The sequence below is a fragment of the Streptomyces sp. NPDC002845 genome (assembly GCF_053591955.1).
In genome coordinates, this window is the sequence record NZ_JBSFUU010000007.1 from 147,005 (window position 1) to 164,918 (window position 17,914).

Consider the following 17,914-nt stretch of genomic DNA (forward strand, 5'->3'; position numbering starts at 1 on the left):
GGGTTCGCTCCGGCGCCGGCACCCCTGCCGCGACCGCGCACAGCACGGCAGTGACGGCACTGGCGACGAAGAAGGACCCGGAAAACCGGGCGTCGTCCGGGCCGACCCACCCCGTACAGGTCAGTGAGACAGTGCCAGCTCGGCCCAGATGGTCTTGCCTCGTACGCCGTACCGGGTGCCCCAGCTCCGGGCCAGCTGTGCGACGAGGTAGAGGCCGCGCCCCCCTTCGTCGGTCTCCTGTGCCTGCCTGACGTGCGGTGAGGTGCTGCTGGCGTCCGAGACCTCGCAGATCAGGTTGCCGGCACGGATCAGCCGCATGGTGATCGGTGCCTTGCCGTAGCGGATCGCGTTGGTCACCAGCTCGCTGACGACCAGCTCCGCGGCGAACACTTCCTCCTCCAGCCCCCACTGCGCCAGCTGGCTTTCTGTCAGCTCCCTTGCACAGGACACCTGTTCCACATCCGCCTCGATGTGCCACGTGACGTGGCGGTCCGGGGCGAAGCCGCGCATGCGCGCTACGAGAAGAGCCACGTCGTCCTGGGGGCGCGCGGGCAGCAGGTCGCGGACCAGGGCGCTGCACACGTCTTCCGGGTCGGCCGAGGCGGGCGTGCGCAAGAGGATGTCGCACATCCGCTCAAGCCCGTCGTCAAGGCTCTGCTCCCGGGACCCCACAAGGCCGTCGGTGTAGAGGACGAAGAGGTCCCCGTCCTCGACTTTGATCTCCCTCGCTTCGAAAACGACGCCGCCCAGACCCAGGGGCGGGCCACCGGGCAGGTCGACGAACTCCACTCTGCCGTCCACCGACATCACCGCGGGCGGGGGATGGGCCGCCCGCGCCATGACGCAGTGGCGCGACACCGGGTCGTAGACCGCGTACAGGCATGTCGCTCCCGACGCCTCACCCGACCTGGCCCCTTCGTCGCCACGCTCGTCGAGGAACCGGTTCATCTGGTCGTCGAGATGGGCAAGCAGTTCGTCGGGAGCCAGATCGAGGTCCGCGAGTGTGCGTACCGCGGTCCGCAGACGGCCCATGGTCACGGCGGACTGCAGGTCGTGCCCGACCACGTCGCCCACCACGAGCGCCACCCGCGCACCCGACAGGGGGATCACATCGAACCAGTCGCCTCCGAGTCCCGTGTGCCCACTCGCCGGCAGGTACCGGGAGGCGGCCCGCACCGCTGAAGGTGTCGGAAGGTGCTGGGGGAGCAGGCTGCGTTGCAGGGTCAACGCGGTCGTCCGCTGCCGACTGTAACGGCTCGCGTTGTCCACGCACACCGCCGCGCGGGTCACGAACTCCTGGGCCAGCAGCACATCGTCGGCCTCGAACGGGAAGGGATTGCGGGAACGCACGAACACCGCCGTGCCCAGGGCGATGCCGCGCGCGAACATGGGTACGAGCAGCCAGGAATGAACGTGCGGCCCCCGCGTCGACGGGGCCCAGTGCCGTGGATCGACGGCGGCGACGGCGAGCAGTTCGTCCCCCGTCAGCAGCACGGGTTCGCCGTGTGTCAGAGCCTCGATGAACGGCGAGCCGGGCGCCGTCGCGAACGCGTCGACATCCCCCACCGCCACCGCGCCGAGCCCGTCCGCGTCCAGGTTCCTGTCGCCGTCCCCGCCACCGCCACCGCCCCCGCCCCTGCGATGCGCGACCCGGCGCAGCACCACGGGCATCGGCGGGCGCCCGCTCACCGGCTCGTTGCCATCGAATACGGTGTCCAGCAGGTCGACGTAGCAGACGTCGGCGAACTGCGGCACCGCGACGTCGGTCAGTTCCCGAGCGGTGTGTCCAACGTCCAGAGTGGTGCCGATCCGTGTACTGGCGTCGTTCACCAGCGCCAGCCGTTCACGCGACCGGGCCCGCTGGGTCACATCGGAGACCGTGTGGGCCAGCGCGATCACCTCCCCGGAGGGGTCCCTGAGGGGGAGGATCGACTCGGACCAGACGTACTCGCGGGGCGCGGAGCCGGGCACGATGTGGCCCCTCACCTCCGTGTCGATGAGGGCCTCGCCACTCTCCAGCACCTGTCGCTGCCGGGCCTCGAAGGCGTCCATGTCCATGATGCCGGGAGGAGCCTTCTCGCGCATGGTGTGTCCGGCGTTCTCCGTTGCCCAGAACATCCCGGCGCGACGCTGCGCCCTCATGTTCTGCGCCACGAAACGCAGCTTCGTGTCGAAGACGTCGATGTAGAAGGGGGAGTCGGTGAACAGTCCCTTCAGGAGCGCGCGGCCGAACTTGTACGTCCGGGCCATCTCGGCGCCCGCTGCCTGGACCAGCCACTGGCGTTCACCGGTCGCCGACACGAGGGGACGCGCCCAGACTTCGGCCTCCAGCGGCTCCCCGCTGCGGTGGCGCAGCACCACGGGCTCCGACCGGACACCGCCGTCCGCGACGCACCGCCGCACGAGGTCCTCTACGTCCGCGCGGCTGTGCAGCAGACCGGCTCCGCTGCGTCCGATCACTTCGTCCGCCGTGTGGCCGAGCATGCGCCGGGCCCCCGGACTCCAGCCCATCACGAGGCCGTGGACATCCACCAGAGCGTCCGCCTCGCCGGCGGGCTCGGGGAGTTCGCCGGTGTCGTCCCAGAAGGTGATGTCGCGCATCGGCCGCTCCTGCGCTTCGTCGGTAATGCGCTGTATCAAGGCTTGATTATTAGGTTTGATGTCCGGGCCCGATACCCAGGCTCGTGTAGAAATCCATATAAATAGTAACTAAACAGTAACGTCTGCATTCTCGGACGCTACAGCAACATGACTCTCAAGATCACCGTCTGGCTCAGCTGACAGACCCCGCCGATGAACAGCCTCACGGGCCGCCCGGAGAAAAAGCGTGGCGCCGCCGTCGTGGATCACGCGTGCGGGCACTGCAGGGTGGCCGCCGAGTGTCACACTGTCATGCACACGCACGGCGACCCGAACGGCTCCGGTCTGCCCACCTGGGCTCCCTCCTGGGCCGCACGCCGACCGCCATGGAGCTCGGTGACGCCTGGCGGCCCATCCAGGTCGCCGAACCGGCGCAGGCCGCGTTCTTCGAGAGCTTCTTCCGCAGCCAGCAGCCCTGATAGCGCGACGCGGCATCCGGCCCGCCTCGCAGCCGGGCGGGCCGACGCACCGCCACAGCGGTGGACCGGAAACCGGCTTTCCGAGTGGCGGCCGCGGTCCGGTGCCCTCACCGAGCGGGTCGAGCAGCTCTGCCTCCCCAGAGCGTCAGGCGATGTGGAAAACGGACTCAAGTCCGTCGGTCCGCACGGTGATGCCCAGACCGGGGCCGGTCGGCGCCGCACCGCGCCCGTGCCGGGAGCGCGGCTGGTGTCCGGCGACGTGTCCGTCGGTCCAGTCGTTCATGAACGAGGCGTTCTGGAAGTTCTCCGGCTTGGTGCTCGCCGCCAGATGGCTCACTGCCGCGCTGACGATGTCGCCGCCCCAGGTGTCCTCGACGGAGACCATCAGGTCGAGGTCCTGCATGAGGTCGCGCATGCGTGCCGCCTGGGTCAGCCCTCCCACCCGGCTGATCTTGATGTTGATGGACACGGCTCCCGCGTCGGACTTGGCGCGGAAGACATCGGTCGCGGTGAGGATGGACTCGTCGAGCACCAGCGGCAGGCTGGAGTGGCGCATCGCGAAGACGCAGTCGTCGGTCTCGCGGCAGGGCTGCTCGATGAACACCGGAAGGTCGGCCATGGCCCGCACGGCGATCTGGGCCGCTCGCAGGTTCCAGCCGCCGTTCGAGTCGGCCACCACCAGGGTGTCGGGCGCGGCCGCGGCCACGACGGCGCGCGTGCGGCCGGCGTCCTCCAGGGGATCGTTGCCGACCTTGAGCTGGAAGCGCTTGATGCCGGCCTCTTCACGGCGGACCACGAAGTCGGCCATCTCCTCGGCAGACGTCAGGGGAACCGCCTCGTAGAGCGGGAAGTCCTGCTGCAGCACACCGCCGAGCAGAGCGGCGACCGGCTTCCCGCAGGCCTTGCCGAGCAGGTCCCAGCAGGCGACGTCGATGGCGGCCTTGGCGTAGCCGCCGCCGAGGAGGACGCCGTCCAGGGTGCGGCGGATCGCGGACACGTTGGTCGGGTCCTGGCCGAGGAGCGCCGGGGCCATCGTGTGCAGAGCCGCGCGTACCTCGGCCCAGTGGGTGGGCAGGTACCGGTTGCCGAGAGGCGTGATCTCACCCCACCCCTCAAGCCCCTCGTCGGTGCGCAGGCGGACCAGCGTGCCGATCTCGGACGTCGCCGCTCGGCCGCCCGACATGACGTACTCGCCGTGGGCGTAGCGCAGGTTGTAGCCGAAGCAGTCGATGCCGACCACCTTCATCCCGTCACCCCTTCTCTTCGCGTGGATGTGCCTCTTCGCATGGATGTGTGTCATGCCGGGAGGGCGACAGCCGGAGAGGTCGTCGCCTCTCCGGCTGTCCTACCGGACCCCGCGTCCGGAGTTTCTGGTCAGCCGATCAGGCGCGGGTCACCGACCTCGGCCGCGGAGGCCTCCAGGCCGTTGTCGGTCAGGATCTTCGCGAGTTCGCCGCTGCTGCGCAGTTCCGCGATGTCCTCGTTGATGGCCTTCAGCATGTCCTCGTGCCCCTTGGGCATCGGGAAGGTGGACTGGGCGGCCTCGACGGAAGCGGCGACCTTGTCGAAGGGCTCGGCCTTCTCGACCTTCAGGTCCTTCCCCTTGGTCGTGTACACGGCGGCGCCATAGGCGTCGACGCACACGTCGACGCGGCCGGCCTGAAGGTCCTGGTAGCAGTTCACGCCTGAGGGGTACGTCTTCAGCTTGCTGCCGAGGTAGTCCTTGAGGTCGGCGACCCACAGGTAGCCCTCCACCGTCCCGACCGTGAATCCCTTGGACTTGAGGTCCGGGATGGCCGACACGCCCTCCTCCGACACGAGCGCCATGTCGTCGAGGTAGAGCGGGTCGGACAGGTCGAGCACCTTCGCCCGCTCGGCGGTGCGGTACCAGTCTCCGGCCGCCAGATCGGCCCGTCCGGCCTGCGCGGTCGGAATGACGGCGGCGGCGCCGGCGGCCTTGACGGAGAGGGTGAGGCATTCCATCTTGGCGATCGCCTTGAGGATGTCCCCGTCGACGCCCTTGAGGTCGTTCCCCTCGACCTTGGTGAACGGCGGGATGTCGAAGCTCACCACGGAGAGAGTGCCGGCTTTCATCGTCTTGAACTCGTGCTTGGGCGTGCAGTCGTCGCTGACGGCCGCCGCCGTGGAGGATTCGCCTCCACAGGCCGAGAGCGTGGCCACGGACAGGAGCGTGACGGCGGCCATGGCTGCGGGGAACTTGATGTTCATGTTTCTCCCTGGTGTTTCTGTGTCCGGGTGAACGGCTTCGCGTTCCTGTCCCGGCGTCGGGGGTGAGGCTCCGGTTGTGTCGATCAGTGAAAGGCCGGGCCGCTGATCGCGTTCAGCGCGGCCGAAGGCGCCGTGCCGCGGGTAATCGTGGATACGCCGCCCGCCGGCGGCGCGTGTCCGCCCTTGCGCGGGCCCGGCCGACGGCAGCCGGCGCTTCGGGGTTCTCAGACATGCCGGGCGAGGCGGCGCTCGACGCGCTCGGAGAGCCAGCTGGCGGGGATGGTGATGGAGAGGTACATGAGGCCCGCGAGGGAGAGGACGGTCAGGTACTTGAACGTGGAGGAGCCGTACGAGTAGGCGGCTGCCAGCAGTTCCGGGACCGCGATCGAGTAAGCGAGCGAGGTGGCCTGGAAGATCAGGATGGACAGGCCCATGAGAGCGGGGATGGCGACGCGCAGTCCCTGGGGGACCACGATGAAGCGCAGGGTGCGCAGTCGGCTCATGCCGAGGGCGTCCGCCGCTTCCAGCTGGCCCTGCGGAACGGACTGCAGGCCGCCACGGATGATCTCGCTCGCGTAGGCGCCGGTCGTCAGGGCGAGGGCGAGGGTCGCGGAGACGAAGGAGCTCAGTGACAGTCCCTGCTCGGGCAGGCCGAAGTAGACGATCTGCAGCATCACCAGGGCCGGTGTGCCGCGTCCGATCTCCACGAGCGCGATGACCAGGTAGCGCAGCGGCACGATGCGCGACGCCGAGCCGAGTGCCAGCAGGAGCCCCAGCGGCATGCCGAGGGCGAGACTGCCCGCGACCAGCTGGGCGCTGATCTTGAGCCCGTCCAGGAGCTGGGGGAAGGCATCCGTCCAGTCGGTGAGGAAGCTCATCGGGCCACCCTTCGCTGCAGGCGCTTGTCGAGGGAGCGGGACAGCGCCGCGCTGACCGCCGACAGGACGATGTAGAGGACGGCCGCGACCAGGAACGGCTTGATCGCGTCACCGGTCGTGCGCGACTGCTGGTTCGCGAAGTAGAGGATGTCGGTGACCCCGAGGGTGAAGGCGATCGACGAATCCTTGAACAGGCCGATGCCGTAGTTGGCCGTCGCGGGCACGGAGATACGGAAGACCTGCGGGGCGATGATCTTGCGGACGATCGCCAGGCTGCTCATGCCCAGGGCCCTGCCGGCCTCCCACTGGCCGTGGTGCACCGCGGCGAGCCCGCCGCGGTAGATCTCGGCCATGTAGGCGCAGGAGATCAGTCCCATGCCGATGATCGACGCCTCCAGCGGCTCGATCCAGGGCAGTGTGGTGCCCAGGCCGAAGTAGATGATGAACAGCCACACCAGTGGTGGGATGCCCCGGAAGACCTCGATCACGGAACGGGACAGGAAGCGGAGCAGCTTTCGGTCCGAGACGCGGGCCGCGACGAACGGGAGGCCGCCCACGATGCCGATCCCGAGACTCGCGCCGGTCAGCAGCAGCGTCGTCGGCACGCCCCTGAGCACGGTGAGAACCAGATCAGACCCCATCGCGGTCCACCGCCCTGAGGAACTGCCGGGTCCGCGCGTGCGAGGGTGCCGCGAAGATGTCGGCCGGCTTGCCCTCTTCGATGACGGCCCCGTCGGCCATCACGACGAGGTGGTCGGAGACGTCGCGGGCGAACTCCATCTCGTGGGTGACCACGACCATGGTCATGCCGTCGTCGGCGAGTTCCCGCATCACCGTCAGCACCTCAAGGCCCAGCTCGGGGTCGAGGGCGGAGGTGGGCTCGTCGAAGAGCATCACCTCGGGGTCGAGTGCCAGGGCGCGCGCGATGGCGATGCGCTGCTGCTGGCCTCCTGAGCAGCGGTTCGGGTACTGGTCGGCCTTGTCCGCGAGCCCCACGCGCTCCAGCAGCGCGAGACCGCGTTCGCGGGCCTGTGCCGGGCTGCGGCCGAGCACCTGCTCCTGGGGGAGGGTGATGTTGCGCAGCACGGTCAGGTGCGGGAAGAGGTTGAACGACTGGAAGACCATGCCGACGACACTGCGCAGCTTCGCGAGGTCCTTGGACTTGATCTGGCTGCCCGCGTCGATGCTCGTGCCGGCGACGGCGATGGTGCCGCTGTCGGGCCGTTCGAGCAGGTTGACGCAGCGCAGCAGCGTGCTCTTCCCTGCGCCGCTCGGCCCGATGATGGCGGCGACCTCGCCCTGGGCCACGGACATCGACACATGGTCGACCACGGTGTGGTCACCGAACTTCTTCACGACATCGTCGAGTTCGATGACCTTCTTCTTGCTTGCCAAGGTTCTTATCTCCGATGTGGGCCATCCGTTGACCGGCGGCCGGCCCGGCACTGTGTGCGGGCTAGGCGGACAGGCCGACCTATATCAGGCCTGAGGTGTAATACCTCACCGAGCATTAGGGGCTCGCCAGCGACTGTCAAGAGCCCAAATCCGCAGATCACGGATACGCTCCGTGACCATCCCCGCAGACGCCGAAGGAAGCACTCAGGGTCTGCGGTCAGGCCGCCCCACAAGGCAGCCTGGCGCTCCCCTCCGGAGGGGAGGCAGGAGGGGAGCGCCGTACTGATAGCCGAACTCACGGACATCCGGGCCGACTTCGTGCCCGGGGAGGTCCGGGTCGGCTCACTCGGTGTTCTGCTCGATACCGTCGGCCTTCGCCTTGTCCTTGCGCCACGCGGCGTAGCTCAGCCAGACCACGGCCAGCACGGTCCCGCCGAAGAGAATCAGCGTCCAGATCAGGGTTTCCGCATCCATGGGTCAGACCTCCTCTCCCTGATGAGCGGGCGACTGTTCGTCGTCGGTGGCCGTTGCGCCGCGGCCGATCCTCCGCGCGAACAGGTTGTTGAGCAGCAGCATCACGACCAGGAGGACCGTCCACTGGAGCACCATGGTGCCGATGCTGAACGTCTGGAACGGGTCGTACCAGGTCTGCGAGTCATCGGTGACGGAGAGGTACATGAACCAGCCGAACACCGTGGCGAACATCAGCGGGAACAGTCCGATCAGCACCTTCCACCACGCACCGACCTTGAAGTCGCTCGCGAGGTCGAGTGTGCGGCGGGCGCGCTCCAGGCCGTAGCGCATCATGGCGATGGCCGCGAACAGCCCGCTGATCAGCAGCCCGACGCCCCAGACGTTGTCCTGGTTGGTCAGGACGTCCAGGTTGAGCGCGGACGGGATGCCCCCGACGAGCGTGACGAGGACGATCGCCGTAACGGCCGTCTTGCGCTTGATACCGAAGTCGATCACGTTGCGCACGGCGAGTTCCATCATGGAAATCAGGCTGGACAGGCCGGCGAGCACGAGCACGAGGAAGAACAGCGGCGCGAAGAACCAGGTGCCACCCGGCAGCTGGCCGAAGAGCGCGGCAAGGTAGACGAACATCAGGCCCTGGTCGCCGGCGGAGACCGCCTCCTGCGCGTACTGCGGCGACTGCACCGCGAAGACCGTGCAGATGACCGCGATCCCGGCAAGCAGCGAGGCCAGATGGTTACCCGCGACCACGATGCCCGCGTTGAGCGCGAAGTCCTCCTTCTTGCGCATGTACACCGAGTAGGTCAGGTAGAGACCCCAGCCGGCACCGGTGGAGAAGGCCATCTGCACGAACGCGCCGAGCCACATCTCACCGTCGAGCATCCGGCTCCAGTCGGGCACGAACAGGTAGCGCAGCCCCTCGCCGGCCCCGGACAGGGTCATGGCACGGACCGCGAGCAGCACCAGGATGACGAACAGCGCGGGCACGGTGAACTTGAGAACGGCCTCCAGACCGCCCCTCAGGCCGCGGATCACCACGAAACCGACGAGGAAGGCCGCGATCACGTGGAACAGGATCGTCTGCGCCGGACTCGCGATGAAGCCGTCCCAGAGTTGCTGTGTCTGCTCCCTGCCGGAGCCCGAGGAGAACTTGCCGCTCACCGCGTAGACGAAGTAGCGGATCGCCCAGCCGCAGATCACCGTGTAATAGAAGAGGATGCCGATCGTGACCACGGCCATGAATCCGCCCATCCAGGCGAATCTGCGGCCCATGAACTCACGGAACGCACCGATGGTGCCGAGTCTGCTGCGGGACCCGAGCAGCGATTCCGCCATCAGCAGCGGGACTGCCCAGACCAGGTTGGCGAGCACGAGGGCGATGATGAACACGCCGCCACCGCCCGCTCCGACGTCGCGGGGGAATCGCCAAATGTTGCCGGTACCCACCGCCATCCCGATGGCGGCGGCCACGAACGCGAAGCGGCTGGAAAACACCTCTCGCTTCGCGCCGGATGTCTGACGCGCCATGATCAGCTTCACTCCGTTCAGCCGGTTGGGACTACCGCGCCCTGGCAGGTCAGCGCCGCACCTCGTGGTCGCCCTCCCCGCGACGCCGGGAACAGCTCGTGTTCCTTAACGCGTGGCGGGTAATGTATTACACCTCACCTGCATGGGCGCAAGAGCCGTGCAGGAATACTCCTCCCGGCTGCCGGAGCCCGCATCCGTTCACGTCAGGGGGGCACCGCCGCAGGCCGTGGAACGCTCGGACCCGGCGACGACCTCACCGGTCACGGGGGCGCCTTCACCGCGCAGACCCTCACCGGCTTCCTGGACCGGCTCGCCCGTCGGGCCGACTCTGTCGCTCGGCCGAATCGGGCAGCGGAGTCCGGACCGGACGCACGGTTTCTGCCATCATCGGCCGACACCCCTGGCCACCACGAGCAAGGCCGTCCGCATCCGATTCACCGGCCGAGCGGGGCTCCCCGACCGGCTCCCGGCGGTGTCAGGCGTTGCCTTCCGTCCGGCCGGCCCAGATGCCGCGGCTGTGGGTGAGGTGCTTGCGCATGAGTTCCGCGGTCAGCTCCGCGTCACCCGCGGTGATGGCCTCCACGATGGCGATGTGCTCCTCGCCGGACTGGGTCAGCTCACCCTGGTCGGCCAGCTTCTGCAGGCCTTCCATACGTGCCTGGTCGCGCAGCTGGCCGACCATCGCCACGAGGCGGCGGTTGCCCAGCAGTTCCAGCATGCCGAGGTGGAACTGGCGGTCCAGGTCCAGGAAGGGGACGAGGTCTCCCTCGCGCGCGGAGTCGGTGAGCTGCTCGGCGAGCTGCCGGAACCCGGCCACGGGCGCCCGGTCGGCGCGCTCGGCGAGCTCGACCATGGCCGGGACCTCCAGCATCGTGCGCAGGCGGAAGATCTCTTCGAGGTCGTGGTCGGTGAGCACCGGAACCCTGAAACCCCGGTTGCGGATGATCTCCACCATGCCGAGATTGGCCAGATCCATGACGGCCTCGCGGACCGGCGTGATGGAGACTCCCAGTTCGGAGGCCACGTTGATGACGCTCTCGACCTGTCCGGGTTCGATCTGCCCCAGCACGATCCGGGTGCGCAGCGCCTCCCGCGCCTGCTGGCGGAGGCTGACCGACTTGAGCTGCGTGCCGCGCTCAAGCGCTGCCGCCGGCCGAGAGGTAGTCATGCCCTATGCATAACACGGAACACCTGGGCCGTACGAGCTGGACTCCTTGCCGCAAGACGTAAGGTGTAATACCTTACCGAGGCTTTCCTCCCGTAAGAGGCGTTGGAGGAAGGCGTATTCAACGAAGTGGGGTGCCATGAAGACGATCACTGTCGGTGAGCGTGAGATCCGCGAGGCCGTGACGATGAACGAGGCGATCGAGGCCGTACGACGCGGCTTCGTCGATCTCGCCGGCGGGGAGTTCGAGATGCCCACCCGCACCGCGCTCCGGGACGGGCAGTTCCTGGTGATGTCGGCTCATCACCGGTCGACCGCGTCCGCCATGTTCAAGACGCTGAGCGTGAACTTCGAGCGCAAGCCCGCCATCGCGGGCACCGTGGTCTGGAGCGAGACCGGCCGCCTGGACCACCTGGTCGCCGACGCCGGAGCGGTGACCGCCCTGCGCACCGGTGCGGTCGTCGGCGTCGCCACCGACCTCCTCGCCCCTCCCGAGGCCGGCCGGCTCACCCTGATCGGCGCCGGTGGACAGGCCCCCGACCAGGTCCGCGCCGTCCACGCGGTCCGGCCCCTGCGCCGGCTGACCGTGGTGGACGCCGACCTGAGCCGCGCACAGGCCCTCGTCGGGGCACTGGAACCCGAGCTTCCGGGCGTGGAACTTCTCACCGCGACCGACGCGGAGGCCGCCGTCCGTACGGCCGAGATCGTCTGCTGTGCGACCAACGCGACCAGCCCGCTCTTCCCGGACTCGGCGCTTCCCGCGCGGGTACACGTCAACGCCATCGGCGCGTACCGCCCCACCATGCGCGAGCTGCCCGACGAGCTGCTCGCCGACAGCACCGTCGTCGTCGACGAACTCGACGCGATCCTGGAGGAGTCCGGCGAGATCATCCACGCCCTCGAAGCCGGCGCCATCACCAGGGACGCCCTCACCGAGCTGGGCACCGCGCTGACCGCCCCCGACGCCGACTACGGCAAGCGGACCGTGTTCAAGTCCGTCGGCGTCGCCGTACAGGACTGGGCCATCGCCCGCCTCCTGGCCGACAAGCTCCTCCCCTGACCCGGCGGGAAAACCGGTCTGCGATCCGCGGAAGGACAACGATGACAGACAGCGCAGTGATCGTCGGTGCGGGCGTGATCGGACTGGCCACCGCCCACCGGCTCGCACAGGACGGCCTCGCCGTCACCGTCGTGGACGCGGCACCCGACGGGGCGGCCGGAGCCTCCGCCCACAACGCCGGGTGGATCGTTCCGATCATGTCGACTCCCGTGCCCGCACCCGGGATGGTCGGAAAGGCCCTGCGGTGGATGGCCCGCAAGGACAGCCCCCTGTACGTCCGCCCCTCCCCCCGTCCCGAGCACGTGCGCTTCATGCTCGGCATGCTGCGCCACTGCAATCCCCGGGACTTCGAGCACGGCACCGAGGCGCTCACCTCCCTCAACGAACGCACGATGCAGTTGTTCGACGAGTACGAGAAGGACGGCGTGCGCTTCGAGCAGCACCGCACGGGCCAGCTCCTGGTCTTCACCACCCGGCAGGCCATGGACGGATACCGGTCGGCGGCGGCCCCCATGGAGCGGATCGGCCACACCGCCGTCCCCCTCTCGGGCGATGAACTCCGGGACCTGGAACCGGCTCTCGGCAAGCAGGAGCTGACCGGCCTGCGCTGCCCGCAGGAACGACACGTGGACCCCGCGAGCCTGGTCAGGGGCCTGGAGGACCGCTGCCGGGAACTCGGCGTCCGGTTCCTGCGCGACAGCCGGGTCACCGACATCCGGTCCCGGGGCCGCACGGTGGCCTCGGTGCTCGCCGGGGGCGTGGAGGTCCACGGCGACCTGTTCGTCCTCGCGGCCGGAGTGCACACCGGCCGGCTGTCGCGGCTGGCCGGACAGCCTCTGCCCATCCAGCCGGGCAAGGGATACGGGTTCGACGACACCAGCGGCTCGGTGACACTGCGGCACTCGGTGTATCTCGGCGAGGCGAAGGTCGCCGTCACACCCCTGTCGGACCGGCTCCGGTTCGCCGGAACGATGGAGTTCGGCAGCTCCGACGCGACCATCGATCCGCATCGGCTCCGGGGCATCGCCCACTCCGCCCACACCTACCTGCCGGGCTTCCCCCTGGAGACCGAGCCGCAGGGCTGGACGGGGCTGCGTCCGATGACGCCCGACGGGCTGCCGGTCGTCGGGCCGCTGCCGGGCAAGGACAACGTGCTGGTCGCGAGCGGTCACAGCATGCTCGGGGTCACCCTCGCGCCGGTGACCGCGGACGTCATCGCCGCGGAGGTCGCCGGAGGCCGACAGCGAGCCGACACGGCCCGCACGGCCCGCCCCTTCTCTCCACAGCGCTTCGTCTCACGGCGTGGGCGGGCCACAGCAGACGGTTGATTCGGACCCGTTCGGTCGAGTTCGTTTGTGATCGAGTGCGATCTGAATCGTTGACTGCGAACCGAGTCACGGATGAGGTGGCAATCCCCGCACGTCACGGAGGAAGTCATGTCGCCCAGCGAGGACCGGGTCCTGTCGCCGTACACCGGATGGACCAGGCAGCACTGGACCGATCTCGCCGACCGGATGCTCACGGCTGTCGGCCCGTACCGCTCCCCCGCCGGGGCCCGGATCGACCTGCCCGGCCCGGCGAGCCGCAACGGCCCGGTGTCCGACGGCCTGGAGGGCTTCGCCCGCACCTTCCTGCTCGCCGGTTTCCGCGTCGCGGGGCAACGGGGCGCGGATCCCACGGGCCTGCTGGGGCGGTACGCCGAGGGTCTGGCCGCGGGCACGGACCCGAACTCGCCGGAGGCATGGCCCCGCCCGGACGAACTCGGCCAGGCCAAGGTCGAGGCCGCCAGCATCGCCCTGGTGCTCCAGCTGACCAGGCCCTGGCTGTGGGACCGGCTCGACGACGGAGTGCGTGAGCGGATCACCGCCTGGCTGGGGACGGTCGTCGGGCAGCCGTACCCGCCGATCAACTGGGTCTGGTTCAGGATCGTCGTCGAGTCGTTCCTTCGTGAGGTCGGCGGGCCGTGGTCGGCCGGGGACATCGAGGAGGATCTCGCCGTCCACGCCGCGCTGCGCCGGCCCGGCGGCTGGCTGAGCGACGGGCAGGAACGGGCCTACGACCACTACACCGGCTGGGCGCTGCACCTGTACCCGCTGCTGTGGACCCACCTGTTCGACGTCAACGGCACCTTGTGTCCGCCGGCGCTGCGCGAGGTGTGGGCCGAGGACCTCGCACGGTACCTCGACGACGCGGTACGGCTGGTCGGCGCCGACGGTTCGCCGCTGCTGCAGGGGCGCAGCCTGACGTACCGCTTCGCCGCTGCGGCGCCCTTCTGGGTCGGCGCGGTCACCGGGGCCGGTGGACAGCCGCCCGGACTGGTGCGCCGGGTGGCCGGCGGCATCGTCCGGCACTTCACCGACCATGGTGCCCCCGACCGGGACGGACTGCTCAACCTCGGCTGGCACGCCGCCTGGCCGGCCATGCGGCAGTCCTACTCCGGACCCGGGTCCCCGTACTGGGCGGTCAAGGGCATGCTCGGCCTGATGCTGCCCGAGGACCACCCGGTCTGGACGGTGCCGGAACTGCCGCTGCCGGTGGAGACCGGGGACGTCTCGCGGGTGATCGCCGCTCCCGGCTGGCTGGTCGGCGCGCGGCGCAGCGACGGCATCGCGGTGGTGCTCAACCACGGCACCGACCACGCGCACCCGGGCGACCGATGTGCGGACTCACCGCTGTACGCGCGGCTCGGCTACTCCACCGCCACCGTCCCGCCCCTGTCCTCCGCGTCGACGGCGGACCCGGTCGACAACACGGTCGTCGTGCTCGACGACACCGGCCGGGCCAGTCACCGCAGCGGGTTCGAGACCCTGTTCGCCCGCGAGCTCCCCCGCGGGGTGCTCGCCGCTGCCTCCCGGGGGCCGGTGCGCTGGGTCGACACCGGCGCCGACGACTCACCCGACCACGGCTCCGGCCGGAAGGGCCCGACGACGCCCGGTCCGGTGGTCACCGTCGCCTCGGTGCTGCGGGCGGGGACGGAGGTCCGCCTGGTCCGGGTCGACGCCCCACCCACGCAAGTCGATGCCCCGCCCGCGCAACCGGACCCCGCCTGGCGCTCGGTGCGCATCGGCGGCTGGCCGGTGGCCGACGGCCTCCTGCCCCGGACCCGGTCGGGCACCCACGACTCGGGCAGCCCGTACGCCGAGGCACGCACCGCGTCCCTGCGGTCCCGACTGCGCGGACTGCGAGGGCTGCACCATGGCGGAGTCGCCACCGGGAAGGACGACAGCGCCCTCGGCGCCCGCACCGCGACGCCGTGGCTGGCCACGGACGGCGTTCCGTACGGCGACGTCCTCGCCGCCGTGGTGCTCCTCGACCGGGGCGGCCCGGACGCGCCCGCCCCCGCCCTGGCCGTTCACCCCGGTCCCGACAGCGGCCACCGGGCCGTACTCACCTGGCCGGACGGCCACACCACCGAGGTCGGCCTGCCCGCCGTCCCCCCGACGGCCCGGTGACCGGGCCCGCCTGCCCGCGCGGCCCCGGCGAGTTCCGCCGTGGCCGCGGCGGCAGACACGCGCGGGGCACCTCTCCCGCGGCCGACCGGGCAGCCTCCGGCCGCGGCCTGTCACGGCGGGGCGGCCACACGATCGAGATCGACCTGCCCGCCATCCCCCCGACGGCCCGTGACCAGACCGGCCTGCCCGCGCAACCCCAGCGAATTCCACCGTGACCGCAGCGGGCAGACACGCACGGGGCACCTCTCCCGACGCCTTCCTCGCGGCCGACCGGCCAGCCTCCGGCCGCGGCCTGTCACGGCGTCACAGCGACTGCGCCCTCTTGACCGACGAGTCGCGCAGGATCAGCTCCGGCAGGACGAGCACGCGCTGCCCCGGGCGGCGCTTGCCCTCCATGAGCCTTGCGACCATCATCTCGACCGCGGTCCGGCCGACGCGGGCCTTGGGTGGACGGACGGCCGTGATCGCCGGCTGCGCGAGATGGGCGACCTCGTCGTCGTAGCCGATCAGCGCGATGTCGTCGGGGATCGCGACCCCCTGCTCGGTGAGGTACTGGGCGATGGAGATGGCGTCAGGATCGCTGTGCACGATCAGTGCGGTGATCCTGGACCTGCGGCACCCGTCCAGGATGTCCTCGATGTTCTGCCGGTGGCCCGGCTCGTAGAGAGCCACGCCCTGCCGGACCACGAAATCGTTGGGCAGGTCGAGTTCCGCGCATGCCTTGAGCCAGCCCTGGGCGAGGTGGGCCGAGGTCGGGCTGCCCTTGGCCAGCACCAGCCCGATCCGGCGGTGCCCGTGCTCGTGGAGGTGGCGTACGGCCATCTCCAGGCCGAGCGCGTGATCGCTGCGTACCCATTCCAGCTGGCGCGGAGTCGGTGTCCAGTAGGGGATCTGCCGTTCCACCAGGATGGTCGGCACCGGAAGGTTGCCGATCCAGTCGATCATCTCGTCGACGCCCTCGCCGTCGAGGTTGGGGGCCAGCAGCAGCCCCTGCACCTGCTTGGCCTCGATCAGCCGGCCGATCTGGCGGCGGTCCTCGGCCTGGTCGTAGCTGGAGCCGCGCAGTTGGAACTGGACACCGAGTGCGGCGGCGGCCGCGCGGGCGCCGCTGACGACCTGCGGCCAGTAGTAGTCCAGGGACGGCACGACCATGCCGATCGTCAGAGGCGCCGCGGCGGGGCGGGACCGGCGCGCCGGGGCCGGGGCGAGATCCGTCGGCAGTGTGGCGCCCCCGTGCACCTTGGTGAGCAGGCCGCGGGCGGCCAGGGCGTTGATGTCGCGCCGTACGGTCAGTTCGCTGACTCCGAGCAGCTGAGCGAGGTCGCGGACGCGCACGGCGCCGTGCCGACGCAGCTCGTCCATGAGCCGTTCCCTGCGCTGCAGAGCGAAGGGCCGGTCTTCGGTCATGTGCGCCCTCTCAGCAAGACGCCCTGTTCGACTGTGAACGTTTTGTTTCGTTCGTGTTCGAGGCGTAGTGAATCTGTGCCGGTGACCACTATTCCTGTTCCAGCGCGTTTCGGCCAAAACGAGCCGCTGGTCGGCACGTTCCGGCCAGGGCAAGCCACTGGTCCGGCGCAGACCGCTCACAGGGAAGGACTCACGTCCGATGCAGACGAAGCCCCACGCTCTGGTCGTCATGAGCAGACAGAGCTTCGACGCGCACTTCGACACCGCCCGGCTCGCACGTCTGGCCGACCTGGTGGCCCTGGGTGACCCGCTGTTCGCCGACGGCCTCGACGACCCGCGGGTGCGGGCGCGCCTGGTGGACGTGGAGGTCCTGATCACGTCCTGGGGCGCTCCCCGGCTCACGCCCGAGCGGCTCGCCTGGGTTCCCGGACTGCGGGCGGTGCTGCACTGCGCCGGCAGCGTGCGGGGCCTGGTGGGCGAGGAGGTGTGGCGCCGGGGGATCCGGGTGACCAGTGCGGCGGAGGCCAACGCGGTCCCCGTGGCGCAGTACACCCTGGCGGCCATCATCCTCGCGGGCAAGAAGGCTCCGTTCCTCGCCGCCGACGAAGAGCGTGCCTATCAGGGCTGGGGAACGGTGACGGGCTACGGCGACCTGTCGAACTTCGGCCGCACCGTGGGGATCGTCGGCTTCTCCCGGATCGGCCGCAAGGTGGTCGACCTCCTCAGGACCCTCGAAGGCACCACCTGCCTGGTCGCGGACCCCTACGCGGACCCGGCCGAGGTGGAGAAGGCGGGCGCCACCCTCATCGGGCTGGACGACCTGCTGCTCCGATCCGATGTCCTGTCCCTGCACGCACCCGAAACGCCGGAGACCCGGCACATGATCGGCGCCAAGGAGCTGAGCCTGCTGTCCGACCACGCGACGGTGGTCAACACCGCGCGCGGCAGCCTCGTCGACTCCGAGGCGCTGGCCGCCGAGTGCGCCTCCGGCCGCCTCTTCGCCATCCTCGACGTCACCGACCCCGAGCCGCTGCCCGCCGACTCGCCGCTCCGGAACCTGCCCGGCGTGATGATCACCCCGCACATCGCGGGCTCGCTCGGCACGGAGATCCATCGCCTCACCGACCACGCCCTGGACGAGCTGGCCCGGTGGACCGCGCGACAGCCCCTGCACCACGAGATCACCGCGGAGGACTGGGCCTCCGGCCGCCACGCCTGAGCGCCCCCAGCCGCCCACCCCACCCCTGAGCCTCCCCCCACATCTGCCC

14 protein-coding genes are annotated in these 17,914 nt (G+C 69.9%); 4 read left to right on the forward strand and 10 right to left on the reverse strand.

Going from position 1 to position 17,914, the window contains the following annotated elements:
* Window positions 1-120: 120 nt before the first annotated feature.
* The 9 genes from ACWD3C_RS07330 to ACWD3C_RS07370 form a co-directional block, all read right to left on the reverse strand.
* Window positions 121-2,640: a SpoIIE family protein phosphatase gene (locus ACWD3C_RS07330; RefSeq protein ID WP_451141024.1), complete on the reverse strand. Its 2,520-nt coding sequence runs from the start codon at window positions 2,638-2,640 to the stop codon at window positions 121-123.
* A gap of 564 nt (window positions 2,641-3,204) precedes the next feature.
* The gene (locus ACWD3C_RS07335) at window positions 3,205-4,359 is read right to left on the reverse strand and encodes a mandelate racemase/muconate lactonizing enzyme family protein (RefSeq protein ID WP_451141026.1); all 1,155 of its coding nucleotides are present in this window, start codon (window positions 4,357-4,359) and stop codon (window positions 3,205-3,207) included.
* 74 nt (window positions 4,360-4,433) lie between these two features.
* Window positions 4,434-5,288: a substrate-binding periplasmic protein gene (locus ACWD3C_RS07340; protein WP_451141028.1), complete on the reverse strand. Its 855-nt coding sequence runs from the start codon at window positions 5,286-5,288 to the stop codon at window positions 4,434-4,436.
* Window positions 5,289-5,512: 224 nt separating this feature from the next.
* Entirely contained in the window at window positions 5,513-6,166 is a 654-nt protein-coding gene (locus tag ACWD3C_RS07345) for an amino acid ABC transporter permease (protein ID WP_451141030.1), read from the reverse strand.
* Complete coding sequence (locus tag ACWD3C_RS07350; RefSeq protein WP_451141032.1) at window positions 6,163-6,807, reverse strand: amino acid ABC transporter permease; 645 nt, start codon at window positions 6,805-6,807, stop codon at window positions 6,163-6,165. The genes ACWD3C_RS07345 and ACWD3C_RS07350 overlap by 4 nt, the downstream gene beginning before the upstream one ends.
* Entirely contained in the window at window positions 6,797-7,561 is a 765-nt protein-coding gene (locus ACWD3C_RS07355) for an amino acid ABC transporter ATP-binding protein (RefSeq protein WP_451141034.1), read from the reverse strand. The genes ACWD3C_RS07350 and ACWD3C_RS07355 overlap by 11 nt, the downstream gene beginning before the upstream one ends.
* Window positions 7,562-7,903: 342 nt before the next feature.
* Window positions 7,904-8,035, reverse strand: a complete 132-nt coding sequence (locus tag ACWD3C_RS07360; RefSeq protein WP_451141036.1) for a hypothetical protein — start codon at window positions 8,033-8,035, stop codon at window positions 7,904-7,906.
* Between the two features lie 3 nt (window positions 8,036-8,038).
* Window positions 8,039-9,562, reverse strand: coding sequence for a sodium-dependent transporter (locus tag ACWD3C_RS07365; RefSeq protein WP_451141038.1), 1,524 nt, complete (start codon window positions 9,560-9,562; stop codon window positions 8,039-8,041).
* 475 nt (window positions 9,563-10,037) lie between these two features.
* Complete coding sequence (locus ACWD3C_RS07370; RefSeq protein ID WP_451141040.1) at window positions 10,038-10,730, reverse strand: GntR family transcriptional regulator; 693 nt, start codon at window positions 10,728-10,730, stop codon at window positions 10,038-10,040.
* A 136-nt stretch (window positions 10,731-10,866) separates the two neighbouring features.
* On the opposite strand from ACWD3C_RS07370, the gene ACWD3C_RS07375 reads away from it, so the two are divergent.
* The 3 genes from ACWD3C_RS07375 to ACWD3C_RS07385 all read left to right on the forward strand — a co-directional run bounded on the left by ACWD3C_RS07375 (window position 10,867) and on the right by ACWD3C_RS07385 (window position 15,239).
* Window positions 10,867-11,787: an ornithine cyclodeaminase family protein gene (locus ACWD3C_RS07375; protein ID WP_451141042.1), complete on the forward strand. Its 921-nt coding sequence runs from the start codon at window positions 10,867-10,869 to the stop codon at window positions 11,785-11,787.
* 41 nt (window positions 11,788-11,828) lie between these two features.
* Window positions 11,829-13,115: an NAD(P)/FAD-dependent oxidoreductase gene (locus tag ACWD3C_RS07380; RefSeq protein WP_451141044.1), complete on the forward strand. Its 1,287-nt coding sequence runs from the start codon at window positions 11,829-11,831 to the stop codon at window positions 13,113-13,115.
* 108 nt (window positions 13,116-13,223) lie between these two features.
* On the forward strand, window positions 13,224-15,239 hold the full coding sequence (locus ACWD3C_RS07385; protein ID WP_451141046.1) for a DUF2264 domain-containing protein: 2,016 nt from the start codon (window positions 13,224-13,226) through the stop codon (window positions 15,237-15,239).
* 303 nt (window positions 15,240-15,542) lie between these two features.
* Here ACWD3C_RS07385 and ACWD3C_RS07390 read toward each other — a convergent pair whose 3' ends face one another.
* Window positions 15,543-16,646, reverse strand: coding sequence for a LacI family DNA-binding transcriptional regulator (locus ACWD3C_RS07390; protein WP_451141048.1), 1,104 nt, complete (start codon window positions 16,644-16,646; stop codon window positions 15,543-15,545).
* 199 nt (window positions 16,647-16,845) lie between these two features.
* Here ACWD3C_RS07390 and ACWD3C_RS07395 point away from each other — a divergent pair, with 199 nt between their 5' ends.
* Window positions 16,846-17,865, forward strand: coding sequence for a hydroxyacid dehydrogenase (locus ACWD3C_RS07395; RefSeq protein ID WP_451141050.1), 1,020 nt, complete (start codon window positions 16,846-16,848; stop codon window positions 17,863-17,865).
* Window positions 17,866-17,914: the final 49 nt, after the last annotated feature.

Coding starts and splice junctions, on each gene's coding strand:
- ACWD3C_RS07335 (WP_451141026.1), bottom strand. CDS start 4,359: ATGACACACATCCATGCGAAGAGGCACATCCACGCGAAGAGAAGGGGT.
- ACWD3C_RS07340 (WP_451141028.1), bottom strand. CDS start 5,288: ATGAACATCAAGTTCCCCGCAGCCATGGCCGCCGTCACGCTCCTGTCC.
- ACWD3C_RS07345 (WP_451141030.1), bottom strand. CDS start 6,166: ATGAGCTTCCTCACCGACTGGACGGATGCCTTCCCCCAGCTCCTGGAC.
- ACWD3C_RS07350 (WP_451141032.1), bottom strand. CDS start 6,807: ATGGGGTCTGATCTGGTTCTCACCGTGCTCAGGGGCGTGCCGACGACG.
- ACWD3C_RS07360 (WP_451141036.1), bottom strand. CDS start 8,035: ATGGATGCGGAAACCCTGATCTGGACGCTGATTCTCTTCGGCGGGACC.
- ACWD3C_RS07365 (WP_451141038.1), bottom strand. CDS start 9,562: ATGGCGCGTCAGACATCCGGCGCGAAGCGAGAGGTGTTTTCCAGCCGC.
- ACWD3C_RS07370 (WP_451141040.1), bottom strand. CDS start 10,730: ATGACTACCTCTCGGCCGGCGGCAGCGCTTGAGCGCGGCACGCAGCTC.
- ACWD3C_RS07375 (WP_451141042.1), top strand. CDS start 10,867: ATGAAGACGATCACTGTCGGTGAGCGTGAGATCCGCGAGGCCGTGACG.
- ACWD3C_RS07380 (WP_451141044.1), top strand. CDS start 11,829: ATGACAGACAGCGCAGTGATCGTCGGTGCGGGCGTGATCGGACTGGCC.
- ACWD3C_RS07385 (WP_451141046.1), top strand. CDS start 13,224: ATGTCGCCCAGCGAGGACCGGGTCCTGTCGCCGTACACCGGATGGACC.
- ACWD3C_RS07390 (WP_451141048.1), bottom strand. CDS start 16,646: ATGACCGAAGACCGGCCCTTCGCTCTGCAGCGCAGGGAACGGCTCATG.
- ACWD3C_RS07395 (WP_451141050.1), top strand. CDS start 16,846: ATGCAGACGAAGCCCCACGCTCTGGTCGTCATGAGCAGACAGAGCTTC.